General features: G+C 68.1%; 13 protein-coding genes. 8 read left to right on the forward strand and 5 right to left on the reverse strand.

Going from position 1 to position 13,351, the window contains the following annotated elements:
- The first annotated feature begins 80 nt into the window (after nucleotides 1–80).
- The 6 genes from yccS to QP512_RS18515 all read left to right on the forward strand — a co-directional run bounded on the left by yccS (nucleotide 81) and on the right by QP512_RS18515 (nucleotide 6,410).
- Nucleotides 81–2,258 carry a YccS family putative transporter gene (gene yccS / locus QP512_RS18490; protein WP_286070163.1) on the forward strand — a complete coding sequence of 726 codons (2,178 nt, stop codon included), beginning with the start codon at nucleotides 81–83 and terminating at the stop codon, nucleotides 2,256–2,258.
- A 118-nt stretch (nucleotides 2,259–2,376) separates the two neighbouring features.
- Nucleotides 2,377–3,171, forward strand: coding sequence for an SDR family oxidoreductase (locus QP512_RS18495; RefSeq protein ID WP_286070164.1), 795 nt, complete (start codon nucleotides 2,377–2,379; stop codon nucleotides 3,169–3,171).
- Nucleotides 3,172–3,269: 98 nt separating this feature from the next.
- Nucleotides 3,270–5,159, forward strand: coding sequence for an MFS transporter (locus QP512_RS18500; protein ID WP_286070165.1), 1,890 nt, complete (start codon nucleotides 3,270–3,272; stop codon nucleotides 5,157–5,159).
- 181 nt (nucleotides 5,160–5,340) lie between these two features.
- Entirely contained in the window at nucleotides 5,341–5,628 is a 288-nt protein-coding gene (locus QP512_RS18505; protein WP_286070166.1) for a CD225/dispanin family protein, read from the forward strand.
- A 34-nt stretch (nucleotides 5,629–5,662) separates the two neighbouring features.
- Nucleotides 5,663–5,941, forward strand: coding sequence for a CD225/dispanin family protein (locus QP512_RS18510; protein WP_019661492.1), 279 nt, complete (start codon nucleotides 5,663–5,665; stop codon nucleotides 5,939–5,941).
- A gap of 43 nt (nucleotides 5,942–5,984) precedes the next feature.
- The gene (locus tag QP512_RS18515) at nucleotides 5,985–6,410 is read left to right on the forward strand and encodes a DUF2752 domain-containing protein (RefSeq protein WP_286070169.1); all 426 of its coding nucleotides are present in this window, start codon (nucleotides 5,985–5,987) and stop codon (nucleotides 6,408–6,410) included.
- Between the two features lie 528 nt (nucleotides 6,411–6,938).
- Here the strand turns inward: QP512_RS18515 and ampE are convergent.
- The 5 genes from ampE to QP512_RS18540 all read right to left on the reverse strand — a co-directional run bounded on the left by ampE (nucleotide 6,939) and on the right by QP512_RS18540 (nucleotide 10,622).
- Nucleotides 6,939–7,826: a regulatory signaling modulator protein AmpE gene (gene ampE, locus QP512_RS18520; protein WP_286070170.1), complete on the reverse strand. Its 888-nt coding sequence runs from the start codon at nucleotides 7,824–7,826 to the stop codon at nucleotides 6,939–6,941.
- 134 nt (nucleotides 7,827–7,960) lie between these two features.
- Entirely contained in the window at nucleotides 7,961–8,866 is a 906-nt protein-coding gene (gene nudC / locus QP512_RS18525) for an NAD(+) diphosphatase (protein ID WP_286070172.1), read from the reverse strand.
- A gap of 119 nt (nucleotides 8,867–8,985) precedes the next feature.
- Nucleotides 8,986–9,378, reverse strand: a complete 393-nt coding sequence (gene erpA, locus QP512_RS18530; protein ID WP_286070173.1) for an iron-sulfur cluster insertion protein ErpA — start codon at nucleotides 9,376–9,378, stop codon at nucleotides 8,986–8,988.
- Between the two features lie 31 nt (nucleotides 9,379–9,409).
- The gene (locus QP512_RS18535; protein ID WP_286070175.1) at nucleotides 9,410–9,874 is read right to left on the reverse strand and encodes a polymer-forming cytoskeletal protein; all 465 of its coding nucleotides are present in this window, start codon (nucleotides 9,872–9,874) and stop codon (nucleotides 9,410–9,412) included.
- Nucleotides 9,875–9,878: 4 nt separating this feature from the next.
- Nucleotides 9,879–10,622 (reverse strand): DUF6776 family protein, encoded by a 744-nt coding sequence (locus QP512_RS18540; RefSeq protein WP_345783090.1) that lies wholly within the window; start codon nucleotides 10,620–10,622, stop codon nucleotides 9,879–9,881.
- 179 nt (nucleotides 10,623–10,801) lie between these two features.
- Here QP512_RS18540 and QP512_RS18545 point away from each other — a divergent pair, with 179 nt between their 5' ends.
- A complete protein-coding gene (locus tag QP512_RS18545) occupies nucleotides 10,802–11,419 on the forward strand; it encodes a DUF4126 domain-containing protein (RefSeq protein WP_106550932.1) in 618 nt (205 codons plus the stop codon).
- 44 nt (nucleotides 11,420–11,463) lie between these two features.
- Nucleotides 11,464–13,350 (forward strand): EAL domain-containing protein, encoded by a 1,887-nt coding sequence (locus QP512_RS18550; RefSeq protein ID WP_286070176.1) that lies wholly within the window; start codon nucleotides 11,464–11,466, stop codon nucleotides 13,348–13,350.
- The last annotated feature ends 1 nt before the right edge of the window (nucleotide 13,351 follow it).

The raw sequence follows: 13,351 nt of genomic DNA on the forward strand, positions 1-13,351 counted from the left end.
TGGGTGCGGACCGACGGTCCGCACTCCATATTTCACGCGCGCCCCGCAATAATGGAGCTCGACCCTTCCACCGAGCCTGCATGTCCGCCCGTCAATCCCGCCTCAGCCGCCTGTGGGCCCACGAGAAGGCCAGTTATGGCCTGCGGGTGTTCATCGCCCTGACGGCGGCGCTTGCCGTGTGCTGGCATCTGGACGCGCTCACGGCGCTGCCCGGCGTGTTCCTCGGCATCATCGCCAGTGCCATCGCCGAAACCGACGACAACTGGTGGGGCCGGACCAAGGCCGTGGCGCTGTCGCTGCTGTGTTTCTGCATTGCCGCGGCGTCGGTGATCTGGCTGTTCCCGTGGCCATGGATCTTCATCGGCGCGCTGGCGCTGTCCACCTTCGGCCTGACCCTGCTGGGCGCGCTCGGCGAGCGCTATGCCTCCATCGCCCAGGCCACGGTCACGCTGGCGATCTACACCATGATCGGCCTGGAGCAGCATGGTGCAAGTGACCTGCGCACTGCGCTGGACGCGGTCAGCCACCTGCTGGCCGGCGCGATCTGGTACGGCCTGCTGTCGATCCTGTGGACGGCGCTGTTCGCCAACCGGCCAGTGCGCGAGCGCGTGGCGCGCCTGTATCAGGAACTCGGGCGCTACCTGCAACTGAAGGCTGCCCTGTTCGAGCCGGTGCGCGAGGCCGACCTGCAACGCCGCCAGCTCGATCTGGCCGAGCAGAACCGGCGCGTGGTCGGCGCGTTGAACGAGGCCAAGACGGCGATCCTGGCCCGCTTCGGCCGTTCCGGCCGGCCCGGCGTGAATTCCGGCCTGTACCTGCGCCTGTATTACATGGCGCAGGATTTCCACGAGCGCGCCAGCTCCTCGCACTACCCGTATGGCGCCCTGGTCGACGCCTTCTTCCACAGTGACGTGCTGTACCGCTGCCAGCGCCTGCTCGACCTGCAGGGCCAGGCCTGCGCGCGGCTGGGCGAGGCGATCCGCCTGCGCCGTCCGTTCGTGTATGGCGAAAGCAACCAGCAGGCCGGCCGCGACCTGGGCGATGCGCTGGCCTACCTGCGCGACCAGCAGCGCCCGCAGTGGCAACGCCTGCTCGGCTCGCTGGACCTGCTGGTGCACAACCTGCGCAGCATCGAACGCCGCCTGCTGGACGCCGAGCGTTCCGAGGCCAGCCTGGACAACGTCGATACCCGCCTGCGCGACAGCAACCCGCACACCCTGCGCGAAATGGGCGTGCGCCTGCGCCAGCAGCTCACGCCCGGCTCGGTGCTGTTCCGCCACGGCCTGCGCATGGCCTTGGCGCTCATCGCCGGTTTCGCGGCAATCCGCCTGTTCAATGCGCAGAACGGTTCATGGGTGCTGCTGACCATCGTGTTCGTGTGCCGGCCCAACTTCGGTGCCACCCGCCAGCGCCTGGCACAGCGCATCGTCGGCACCGTGGCCGGCCTCGTGCTCACCTGGGCGCTGCTGCAGCTGTTCCCGCAGCTGCACGTGCAGCTGCTGATCGCGCTGCTGTCGGCACTGCTGTTCTTCTTCACCCGCACCGACCGCTACCTCGTGGCGTCGGCAGCGATCACCGTGATGGCCCTGACCTGCTTCAACCTGATCGGCGATGGCTTCGTGCTGATCGTGCCGCGCATGGTCGATACGTTGCTGGGCTGTGCGATCGCCGCCGCCGCCGCGTTCCTGATCCTGCCCGACTGGCAGGGCCGCCAGCTGCACCTCGTGCTGGCGCGCGTGCTGGACACCGCGGCGCGCTACCTCGATTCGGTGCTGGGCCAGTACCGCAGCGGCATGCGTGATGACCTGGCCTATCGCATCGCCCGCCGCGACATGCACAACGCTGACGCCGCGCTGTCCACCGCACTGTCGAACATGCTGCGCGAACCCGGCCATGTCCGCCGCAACCTGGATGCAGGCTTCCACTTCCTGGCCCTGTCCAACACCCTGCTGGGCCATCTCTCGGCATTGGGTGCGCACCGCGACCAGGTGGACAGCTACGCCGGTGATCCGCTGGCATTGGCGGCCGGTGATCGCGTGCGCAAGGCGCTTCAGCAGCTGGCCACGGCCCTGGCCGCACGCCAGCCGGTCGCGGAAGATGACAACGACGCCGATCGCGCGGTGGCCGCCGAGCTGGAACAGATCGATGAAGCGATGCCGCCGAAGCTGCAGCTGATCCGCACGCAGATGGCGCTTGTGCTGCGGTTGCTGCCGAAGGTGCGGGCGGCGGCGAATGAGGCGGTGCGTACGCTCACGTGACAGCGTGCCGCCGGGCATGGCCCGGTGCATCGTGTGCAACAGCGCGTTGCGCCTGGCGCTGCAGCTTGATCACGCAGCCGCGAGGATACTGGGTGATCCGCTGCTCACGGATTCCCCCATGAAGATCGATCTTGCCGGCCGCACCGCGCTGGTCACCGCTTCCACCGCCGGCATCGGGCTGGCCATCGCCGAGGGCCTTGCCGCAGCAGGCGCGCGGGTCATTCTCAATGGCCGCAGCACCGGCAGCGTCGAACGCGCCCGCCAACGCCTGCTCGCCGCCGTTCCGGGTGCCGAGGTGACCGGCGTCGCCGCCGACCTCTCCGATGCCGCCGGCGTCGATACCCTGCTGGCCGGCCTGCCCAAGGTCGACATCCTCGTCAGTAACGCCGGCATCTTCGGTCCCGAGGACTTCTTCGAGACCGAAGACGCCACCTGGGAGCGCTACTGGCAGACCAACGTGATGTCCGGCGTGCGCCTGTCGCGTGCGCTGCTGCCGGCGATGGTGGCGGCCGGTTGGGGCCGTGTGTTGTTCATCTCCTCCGAATCGGCACGCAACATCCCGGCCGACATGATCCATTACGGGGTCAGCAAGACCGCGCAGCTGTCGCTGTCGCGCGGCCTGGCCAAGCGCGTGGCCGGCAGTGGTGTCACCGTCAATGCGGTGCTGCCCGGCCCGACCCTGTCCGATGGCTTCGCGGCAATGTTCGAAGATGAACGCCAGCGCAGCGGCAAGCCGCTGGAGCAAATCGGCCGCGAGTTCGTAATGGCACACCGGCCGTCTTCGGTGATCCAGCGCACCGCCACGGTCGAGGAAGTGGCCAACATGGTGGTGTACCTGTCGTCGCCGCAGGCCTCGGCGACCTCCGGCGCGGCACTCCGCGTGGATGGCGGCGTGGTCGACGACATCGTCTGAGTCCGCCGGCAGGTGTGCGGACCAACGGTCCGCACCCACAGGTCCGCGCTCACAGCGGATAGGCAGGAATGCTAGGCTGCGCCGGTCAAGGAGGCTCCATGTCCGGTCACAACCAGTTCGCCCTGCTGCGCCAGCGCCGTTTCCTGCCGTTCTTCGTGGTCCAGGCGCTGGGTGCGTTCAACGACAACGTGTACCGGCAGGCGATCATCAGCATGCTGCTGTTCATGGCCGTGCCGGAGGAAGAACTCGGGCTGTACGCTACGCTGGCGCCGGCCATCTTCATCCTGCCGTACTTCCTGTTCTCGGCCCTGGCTGGGCAGATCGCCGACAAACTGGAGAAATCGCGGCTGATCGTGATCACCACCACCATGGAGATCGTGATCATGTCGCTGGCGGCCACCGGCTTCCTCACCCAGAGCCTGCCGGTGCTGCTGGTTGCCCTGTTCTGCACCGGCATGCAATCGACACTGTTCGGCCCGGTGAAGTATTCGGTGCTGCCGTCGGTGCTCAAGCCCGAAGAACTGACCGGTGGCAACGGCCTGGTCGAGATGGGCACCTCGATGTCGATCCTCTCCGGCATGATCGTCGGCGGCCTGGTGTTCACCGTCGCGGGCAGCCACGGCACCGTGGTGGCAGCGTGCGCGATCATCGCGCTGGCCATCTGCGGCAACATCGCCGCGCGGCTGATTCCCAAGGTCGATGCCGGCGACCCGGAGCTGAAGATCAACTGGAACCCGCTGCCCGAATCACTGGCAGTGCTGCGCATGGCGCGCCAACAGAAGGCCGTGCGCAACTCGATCCTGGGCGTGTCCTGGTTCTGGTTCGTCGGCACCGTGCTGACCTCGCAGCTGCCGGCCTACGCCGTAACCAACCTCGGCGGCGAGCCGATCCTGTACATCTTCGCCCTCGCCCTGTTCTCGGTCGGTACCGGGGTCGGTTCGCTGCTGTGCGAAAAGCTGTCCGCACGCACGGTGGAGATCGGGCTGGTGCCGCTGGGCGCGTTCGGCATGACCGCCTTCCTGCTCGACCTGTACTTCGCCCGCAGCGGCGAGGCGACCGCGCACGGGCTGACCGTCGGCACCTTCCTGCAACAGCCCGGCAGCCTCCGCATCGTCATCGACCTGATCGGCATCGGCCTGTTCACCGGCATCTTCGTGGTGCCGCTGTTCGCGCTGATCCAGAGCCGTACGCCCAAAGCGCAGATGTCGCGCGTGTTCGCCGCGCTGAACATCCAGAATTCCGGCTTCATCGTGGCTGCCGCACTGCTGTCGCTGGCCGCGCACAAGCTGCTGCACTGGAGCATTCCGCAGCAGTTCCTGGCACTGGCCATCGCCAATGCGCTGGTGGCGATCTACATCTTCACCATCGTCCCCGAATTCCTGATGCGCTTCCTCAGCTGGGTGATGGTGCGCACGCTGTACCGGCTGCGCCCGCACGGCATCGAAGCCAACGTGCCCGACGAAGGCGCCGCGCTGCTGGTCTGCAACCATGTCAGCTACATGGACGCACTGATCCTGTCGGCGACGATCCCGCGCCCGGTGCGCTTCGTCATGTATTACAGGATCTTCAATATTCCGGTGATGCGCTGGATCTTCCGCACCGCCAAGGCGATCCCGATTGCCGGTGCTCGCGAGGACCCGGCGCTGATGCAGCGCGCGTTCGATGAGATCGATGCCGCGCTGGCCGAAGGCGAGCTGGTCTGCATCTTCCCGGAAGGCGCGCTGACCAGGGATGGCGCGATGGCACCGTTCAAGTCAGGCGTCGAAAAGATCCTGGAACGGCGCCCGGTGCCGGTGGTGCCGATGGCGCTGCGCGGCATGTGGTCGAGCATGTGGAGCCGGCGCGACAGCCGCCTGGGCCGGATGCGCGTGCCGCGCCGTTTCCGTGCCACCGTCGAGGTGGTGGCGGCACCGGCCGTGGACGGACACTCGGCCAACGCCCCGTCGCTGGAAGCCCAGGTCCGGGCCCTGCGTGGCGATCACGCCTGACGGGACCGGCCCGCGAGGCGGTTCCGGCAACCTCTCCGCATACGCCACCGTCAAGTGGAGAACACGTCATGTCGTGCATGTAAACGCATACATGCAACGCGGGTTGCGGTAGATTACGCACCCACAGGGGGGAGGTTCGGCCGATGCATCACGGCCGGCCACCATGGAATGGAGTCTTGCTTTGAATCAACCACCACCGCTCAGCCGTCCGGTCTACATCCCCAACCATCTGGTCTGGGCGATCCTGACGACGCTGTTCTGCTGCCTGCCGCTGGGCGTGGTGTCGATCGTCTATGCCTCCCAGGTCGATGGCCGCCGCGCGGCCGGCGACCTGCCGGGAGCCTACAGCGCGTCGCGCAAGGCGGGCTGGTGGGCAGTGGCTTCGGCCGTGGCCCTGCCGGTCCTGTTGCTGTTGTGGTTCGGGCCGTTCGGCGGCTTGGCCGTACTGGGCGCTCTTTCCGACCAATGATTCACCACCACCACCCATCAAGGAGCTTGAACCCATGAATACCGCTACTCCGCAGGTCCCGAACAATCTGGTCTGGGCCATCCTGACCACCCTGTTCTGCTGCCTGCCGGCCGGCATCGTGTCGATCGTCTACGCCGCGCAGGTCAACGGCAAGCTGGCTGCTGGCGACATCGCCGGCGCCCAGGACTCCGCCGCCAAGGCCAAGAAGTGGGCCATCTGGTCGGCCATCGCCTGGGCCGTGGTGGTCGTGCTGTACGTGCTGTTCTTCGTTGTGCTCGGCGGCATGGGCGCGATGAGCAACAGCGGCTACTGATACGCCTGGACGGATCCGGCGCCTGCGCCGGATCCGTTGTTGCATGTCCGCGCTTCCCACCCGTTCCCGACTCGCCCGCTGGGCGCCGCTGCTGGTTTCCGCCGGCCTGGCCGTGGGTGCCACGGTGGTGCTGCGCAACGTCAACCCGTATATCGCCGGCAATCCGTTGCCGAGCTGCCCGCTGTACGCGCTGACCGGCCTGTACTGCCCGGGCTGTGGCAGCACGCGCTGCCTGTATTCCCTGGTCCACTTCGACCTGCCAGGTGCGATGGCGATGAACCCGCTGCTGGTCATCAGCCTGCCGTTCCTGTTGTTGATGCTGCTGAACATCGCCGGCATCCGTCCACGCGTGCTCGACCCACTGATGCGGGTACTGGCCAATCCCACGTTCTGGCTCTGGGTGCTGCCCGGGTATGCGCTGCTGCGCAACCTGCCGTGGGCACCGTTTACCGCGCTGGCACCGATCTAGGATTCCAGCCAACGGCGCAGCCCCTCGTGGTGGGCGGCGTTTGAAGGCAGAAGCCTTGGGGTTGGCCGGGCCGGATGGGGTTGCGGGGGACGCCGTGAATCCGTCCGTGGAGGCTTGGCCGCGGCATCCATGCCGCGGACACCCCCGCAACCCCATCCCGCCCGGCCACGGACAGTTTCCGTGTGCGTCCACCACGGAACAGAAAAAGAAGATCAAAAGCGAAAGCGGATCGCTTCGCTCCGCATCCACGCACGGCGTGGATCTACCGTGTCGACCAAGGTCGACACCTACCGGCAATCGCAGTTGACCCACCGTCACCGGGAAACTGTCGGGGGTGGGGCGGTGTGGGGCTGCAGGACCGTTGGCGCCATGGATGGCGCCATCGAGCCCCCAAGGATGGGTTTACGGCGTGTCCTGCAGCCCCACACCGCCCCGCCCAACCCTAAGCAATCCAGAGCCGCTGTTGCTGTTGCTGTTGCTGTTGCTGTTGCTTCTGCAGGTGCAGGGCTGCAAGCCCTGCCAAGACACCTACGTCACCCAGCCTGCAATCACCAGCAGGGCGAGAATCGCCAGCCACAGCAGCAGCATCCGCCACACCAGGCTCATCGCATCGCGCAGGTCCGGCAGCCGCTGCCACACCGGCAACAGCCCCGCCTCGGTGTAATCGTGCGCGTCCTCGCGCAGTTCGGCGTTGACGCTGGCCCGCGCCACCGCGCCCAGGAACCCGATGTTGCCCGCCAGACGCTCGCCGTGCGCCTGGCGCCAGGCCTTCCACGCCGTATCGAAATTGCCGACCAGCGCCATCGAGAACGCCATCAGCTGCGCCACCGGCCACTCAACCCAACCGAGCAGGCGCTGCGCCAGCGCCAACGGCTCCACCGGCACACGGGCACGCATCGGGCTTTCCGCCATCAGCGCCAGCAGCCGGTAACCGAGCGCACCGGCCGGGCCCAGCAACAGGAACCAGAACAACACCGCGAACCAGCGCCGCAGTGCGTTGAGCACCGTCGCCTCGACCAGCGACGGAATGTCCGCGCGCAGGCTGCCGCCGGCCGACTGCAGGTTGCGCACTGCAGCCTGCCGCGTCGCTGCATCGTCGGCATCGATGATGGCCTCGATATCTCGGTCCAGGTCACGCGGGCCCCAGCACCAGGCCAGCACCGCCACGCCCAGCAACAGCGACGGCAGGCCAAACAGCACGCCGCGCAGCAACCACGCCAGCAGCGCCATCAACAGCAGCGGCGGCAGCAATGCCAGGGCCACGCCTGCCGGGCCTTGCCAGACCTTGCCCCCGCGCGCGTCCAGCCAGCCCAACCAGCGCCGGAAGCCGTCGAAACGGCGCAGCGAGGCAGCAGCGGCCGGAGCGACATGGCCCAGGGCCAGTGCAACCAGCACGGCGGCCAGAGTGGTGAACATGGCGGGTCTCCCTACGAAACAGATCGCTCGGCGTCGCTACCTTACCTGTCGCAGCGACCCCCTCAGCGGTGAACCGGACTGTAACCCGGGCCGTGTTCAGGTGGCGGCAATACAGGCGCCATGGCCACCCCGGCTCAGCCCTTCTGCTGCCGGTACCAGTGTTCGATCAGGCTGCGCGAAATCGAGATCGGCGGTGACAGGCGGATGCCCTGGCCGTCGTCCTCCACATCACGCGCCAGCGCTGCCCCCACCTCTTCGGCACTGAACCAGCGTGCATCTTCCAGTTCGCCATCCACGGTCGGCAGGTCGTCCTGCGCCTGTGCACGGAAGCCGACCATCAGCGCACCGGGGAACGGCCATGGCTGCGAACCGAGGTACTGGCAGGCGGTCACCCGCACCTTGCTCTCTTCGTGGACTTCCCGCACCACGGTCTGCTCGAAGGTCTCGCCCGGCTCGACAAACCCGGCCAGCACCGAATAGCGGCGCGGTGCCCAGTTCGACTGGCGGCCGAGCAGCAGCCGGCCCTGGTTCTCCACCGCCACGATCACCGCCGGGTCCACGCGCGGATAGTGTTCGGTGGAGCACTGCGCACAACGGCCCACGAAGCCACCCCGGGCGAAGGCCACCGCGCCCCCACACACGCCGCAGAAGCGGGTGCGGGAGTGCCAGTAGGACATGCCACGGGCGTAGCTGAAGGCGGTCGCGTCGGCCATCGTCCAGAGCAGCGCGGCTTGGCGCAGGTCGAGGCGGCGGGATGCGGTGACGGTGACGTTGGTGGCTTCGACCGAGAACCACGCCTGCTCCCCGCGCAGGCCAAGGAAGATCGCGGCACCCGGGCCACCACCGATGTCGGCGCCGGTCAGCGCCAGCGGCTGATCGTCATCGCCGGTGAAGGCGCTGCCGTCCTGATCGAGCACGAGAATGCGCGCGCCCGGCCACAGGCGCGCCAGTGCATCGGCATCTTCGCGCAGGGCATCGGCGCGCTCCAGCGGTTCGCCGACGAAGGCGAAACCGGAAAGCGGCGAAGGAGTATTGGGCATCCGGCAAGCGTGCCGCCAATCGATGCGGGTGGCAAGCCGCAGGCTTTGCGGAAACTGTCTGTGGGTGTGGAGCCTGCTCCACACACCTTGTAGCGCGGGACGCAGGCCCTGCGCCCTGCCTACATGCTGAAGCTGCTGCCGCAGCCGCAGGTGGTCTTGGCGTTCGGGTTGCGGATCACGAACTGCGCACCGGTCAGACTCTCGGTGTAGTCCACCTCGGCGCCCATCAGGTACTGCAGGCTCAGCGGGTCGACCAGCAGGGTCACCCCGCTGGTCTGTACCGCCAGGTCGTCCTCGGCACGGTTCTCGTCGAACTCGAACCCGTACTGGAAGCCCGAACAGCCGCCGCCTTCGATGTACACACGCAGGGCCAGGTCGGTGTTGCCCTCTTCCTGGATCAGGGATTTGACCTTGGCGGCCGCCGACTCGGTGAAGTTCAGCGGGCGCTCCAGCGACTGGTAATCGGGCGCGGCGGCCGGGGTGGCGCCGGGCAGGGAGACTAGCGTGCTCATGCCGTCAGCATGGGGGCGCCGACGATGGCTTTCAAGCCATCGCCTCGGCCAGCTTGCGGCGCGCGGCGGTGTCGCCCTTGCCGGCATTGGCCTCATCGCCGTCCGGGGCTGGCAGTGCTGCCATCGGGGCGCTGGCGTGGATCAGGCGACCGTTCAGCTGGGCGCCCGCATTCATTTCCACCACCTGGTAATGGACGTTGCCGTTGACCCGCGCGCTCGGGGTCAGCTCGACCTTCTCGGTGGCATGCACGTCGCCGTCCAGGCGGCCACTGATGACCACCACCTGGGCGCGGATCTCGCCCTCGATCACGCCATGCTCGGCGACCGTCAGGGTCGCGCCACTGGCACCTTCGGCGGCGATCACCTTGCCGTGGATGCGGCCTTCCACATACAGCCCACCACTGAATTCCACATCGCCGCGGATCACCACCTGGTTGCCGATCAAGGCATCCACCACCAGCTGGCCGTCACGGTTGGATTTGCTGCTTCCGAACATCTGCCTACTCCCCTTTGGCGGCCGGCGCACCGGCCTGTTTCCAGTCGAATACCTGGGTGGTACCCCCCGTACCACTCCCCAATGTCACCCGCACGCGTTGCGGGGTGAAGTCAGCCGGCAGCATCACGCTGCCGGTGAGCTGCTGGAAGTACCGGAACGAGTAATCCTGTCCCGGCACCTTGCTGCGCTGGTGCAGATCATCCCAGCTGATCGTCGCCAGCTTGCCGTTCTTCACGCCTTCCACGCTGAAACGCATCTGCCCCTGGCTGATGGCACCGCGGTTGAGGTTCTGGGTCAGCACTGCGGTGTACTGCCAGGTGCCGGCCGCTTCCGGGCTGAACTCGATCGAATGGGTGTTCAGGCCCTTGCGCTGGCTGGTTGAACCGACCAGGCGCTCGTAGAAGGCCACGTCGGCGCGCAGGCCGGCAATTTCCTCGTCGCGCTCGGCCAGCGAGGACTGCACCTCGGTATTGGCGGCGCGGCTGATGCGATCGGAAGCTTCCAGCGTGGCCTGCTTCTGGCGCAGTTCGGTCAGCTGCGCCTGCAGCGTCTCGGCACGCTTCTCGGCGGCCTGCAGGCGCTGGCCCTGGGCATCGCGCGGGGTGGCCATCCAGCAGCCACCGAGCACCGCCAGCACCAGGCTGAGCAGCCAGATGCCGCCGATCACCAGCAGGCGGCGGCGGTCGGCCGGCGGTTGTGGCGCGCCCGGCAGGCGGACCTGCACGCGCATGGGAGGACGGTTGGTCATGGGTGGATTCCGGGGCATCGCGAGAGCGACACCGGTACGGCCCCTGTGGCAAACGACGGGCTAGTGTATGACAGGACGGGCAGGTTTCCTGCGCACTGGCCGGCCACGGTCTGTGGCGTTCAGGCACGCCATCGCCGATAGTGTGGCCCCCTGCACAGTTCCGTCGCCGGAGCACCGACATGACCGAAGCCCACCTGTTCGTGATCGGCATCCTGCTGGCCTGGCTGGCCGGCATCCGCGTCTACCTCACCGTGTTCGGTGTCGGTCTGGCCGGCCTGCTCGGCTGGGTCGACCTGCCCCCCGCCCTGCAGGCCACCGAATCGTGGTGGGTGCTGGGCACGTCTGCGGCACTGGCGGTGACCGAATTCTTCGCCGACAAGATCCCCGGCGTGGACTCGGCCTGGGATCTGGTGCAGACCCTGGCACGCGTGCCTGCAGGTGCTTTCCTCGCCGCGGCCACACTGTCGCCGGATGGCCAGCTCGGCACCGGTGCACTCGCCGCCGGTGCGGGTGTTGCGCTGGCCAGCCATGGCTTGAAAGCCGGCACCCGTGCCCTGCTCAACACGTCGCCGGAACCGGCCAGCAACTGGGTGGCCTCCGCCGCCGAAGACACCGTGGTGATCGGTGGCCTGGCCCTGGCCCTGGCACACCCGTGGATCGCACTGATCGTGGTGCTGGCCTGCAGCCTGGCCGGCGCATTGCTGGTGTGGCTGGTCTGGCGCGCCCTGTGGAAAGGCGTGCGCTGGCTGGCACGCACGGCGTCGCCCGACAGTCCACGCCAGCCCGGCACCGGTTGATCGCCGGGCTTGTCGCATAATGGACGCGAACACCAGGAGCACCGATGGCCGCAAACGAATCCCCCGCGGGCGCCCGCCCGGGACGCGCTGAAACCCCTCCGGCCGATCATTGGCAACGCTGGAGCCCCAGCGTGGCGGACCCGTCCACGGCAGCACCGGTGGCAGCCGCGCCGCCGGCCGCCATCGATGCCCCCGCAGGAATCGGCAGCGCACCGCCGCCGGTGCCCGGCCCTTCCGTGCTGGCCGAGACCGGCAGCAATGATCCGGCACCGGCGCCGTCCGATTCGCCGTACCGCGTGCTGATCGTCGAGGATGATCGCGCCCAGGCGCTGTTCGCGCAGAGCGTGCTGCACGGCGCCGGCATGCAGGCGATCGTGCACAGCGATGCCGATGCTGCCTTGCAGGCCATCAGGGAACACCGACCCGACCTGATCCTGATGGACCTGCACCTGCCCGGCCTGGATGGCATGCGCCTGACCGCGCTGATCCGCCAGCAGCCCGGCCTGCAGCTGCTGCCGATCGTGTTCCTCAGCGGCGACCCGGACCCGGAGCGCCAGTTCGAGGTGCTCGACAGTGGCGCCGACGATTACCTGAGCAAGCCGATCCGGCCACGCCACCTGATTGCCGCCGTGGCCAACCGCATCCGCCGCGCGCGCGCGCAGGCCGCAACCCTGCCCGGCGTTTCCAGCACCCCGGCCACCAGCAATCCGGAAACCGGGCTACCGACACGGCATCACGTGCTGCAGCAGCTCAACGCCGCGCTCGCCCACCGCGACCAGGGCGGCGTGCTGTTCGTCGAGATCTCCAGCGCACTGGGCCTGCGCGAGCGCTACGGCTATGCCGCCTTCGAGCGCCTGATGGTGCAGGCCGGGCAGCGCCTGGCCGAAGCCGGCCATCCGCACCTGCTGGCACGCCTGAACGACAACAGTTTCCTGCTGCTGGCGCGCGATGCCGACGAGGACAGCCTGGAAGGCATCGCGGCGGCCCTGCGCGAGCAGCTGTCCTCGCGCGCCTTCGTGATCCGCGATGACGAGTCGGTGCACCTGCGCGGCGTGGTCGGCTACGCGCCGCTGTCGTCCGGCTTCGACGATGCCAACAGCGCCCTGGAAGCGGTGGAGCGCACCACCCTGCAGGCACGCCTGCTGAGTGCCGGCGTGGCCGGCCACGTACACCGTGACGTGGTCAGCGAGCAGGAACACCTCGCGCTGCTGGAAGGCCAGCTGGAACTGGCCTACCAGCCGATCGTCGCCGTCGCCGGCGGCAACACCGCGCAGTACCAGCTGCTGCTGCGCCTTCGCCAGGCCGACGGCACCCTGCTGGCGGCCGGCCAGGTGATTCCGGCCGCGGAAGCCGCCGGGCGCATTGCCGATCTCGACCAGCAGGTCATGGACCACGCATTGGGCCTGCTGGACCTGTACCGGCACGCGACACAGCCGCTGAACCTGTTCGTCTCGCAGTCGCTGCGCACGCTGCAGCGCGATGCCTTCGCCGACTGGCTGCTGGAATCACTGCAGCAGCGCGACCTGCCCGGCAGCGCGCTGGTGATCGACGTGCGCCTGCCCGACGCACTGATCCACGCCGTGCCGCTGCAGCAGTTCTGCCAGCGCATGGCAGGGGCCGGTGTGCGCTTCTGCCTGAGCCAGTTCGAGCCCGGTGGCGAAGCCGATGCCCTGCTCACCCAGCTGCCGTTGTCATTCGTACGCATGGCCGCGCGCTTCTCCAGCAGCCATTCCAATCCGGCCACGCGCGAGGAGCTGCGCCGGGCGATTGAACGGGCACATGCGGCTGGTCAGCAGATCATCGGCCAGCAGATCGAAGATCCGCAGGCCGCCGCCGCGATGTGGGTGGGCGGTGTCGACTACATCCAGGGCAACATGGTGCAGTCGGCCGGCAGCGACCTGAACTTCGACTTCCACAACGCGGTGCTCTGAC

Source organism: Stenotrophomonas sp. 57, from assembly GCF_030291075.1.
Classification (GTDB): Bacteria; Pseudomonadota; Gammaproteobacteria; order Xanthomonadales; family Xanthomonadaceae; genus Stenotrophomonas.

What these genes read in the sequence shown, in the direction of transcription:
- yccS (WP_286070163.1), top strand. Translation starts at nt 81, where the DNA reads ATGTCCGCCCGTCAATCCCGCCTCAGCCGCCTGTGGGCCCACGAGAAG.
- QP512_RS18495 (WP_286070164.1), top strand. Translation starts at nt 2,377, where the DNA reads ATGAAGATCGATCTTGCCGGCCGCACCGCGCTGGTCACCGCTTCCACC.
- QP512_RS18500 (WP_286070165.1), top strand. Translation starts at nt 3,270, where the DNA reads ATGTCCGGTCACAACCAGTTCGCCCTGCTGCGCCAGCGCCGTTTCCTG.
- QP512_RS18510 (WP_019661492.1), top strand. Translation starts at nt 5,663, where the DNA reads ATGAATACCGCTACTCCGCAGGTCCCGAACAATCTGGTCTGGGCCATC.
- QP512_RS18515 (WP_286070169.1), top strand. Translation starts at nt 5,985, where the DNA reads ATGTCCGCGCTTCCCACCCGTTCCCGACTCGCCCGCTGGGCGCCGCTG.
- ampE (WP_286070170.1), bottom strand. Translation starts at nt 7,826, where the DNA reads ATGTTCACCACTCTGGCCGCCGTGCTGGTTGCACTGGCCCTGGGCCAT.
- nudC (WP_286070172.1), bottom strand. Translation starts at nt 8,866, where the DNA reads ATGCCCAATACTCCTTCGCCGCTTTCCGGTTTCGCCTTCGTCGGCGAA.
- erpA (WP_286070173.1), bottom strand. Translation starts at nt 9,378, where the DNA reads ATGAGCACGCTAGTCTCCCTGCCCGGCGCCACCCCGGCCGCCGCGCCC.
- QP512_RS18535 (WP_286070175.1), bottom strand. Translation starts at nt 9,874, where the DNA reads ATGTTCGGAAGCAGCAAATCCAACCGTGACGGCCAGCTGGTGGTGGAT.
- QP512_RS18540 (WP_345783090.1), bottom strand. Translation starts at nt 10,622, where the DNA reads ATGACCAACCGTCCTCCCATGCGCGTGCAGGTCCGCCTGCCGGGCGCG.
- QP512_RS18545 (WP_106550932.1), top strand. Translation starts at nt 10,802, where the DNA reads ATGACCGAAGCCCACCTGTTCGTGATCGGCATCCTGCTGGCCTGGCTG.
- QP512_RS18550 (WP_286070176.1), top strand. Translation starts at nt 11,464, where the DNA reads ATGGCCGCAAACGAATCCCCCGCGGGCGCCCGCCCGGGACGCGCTGAA.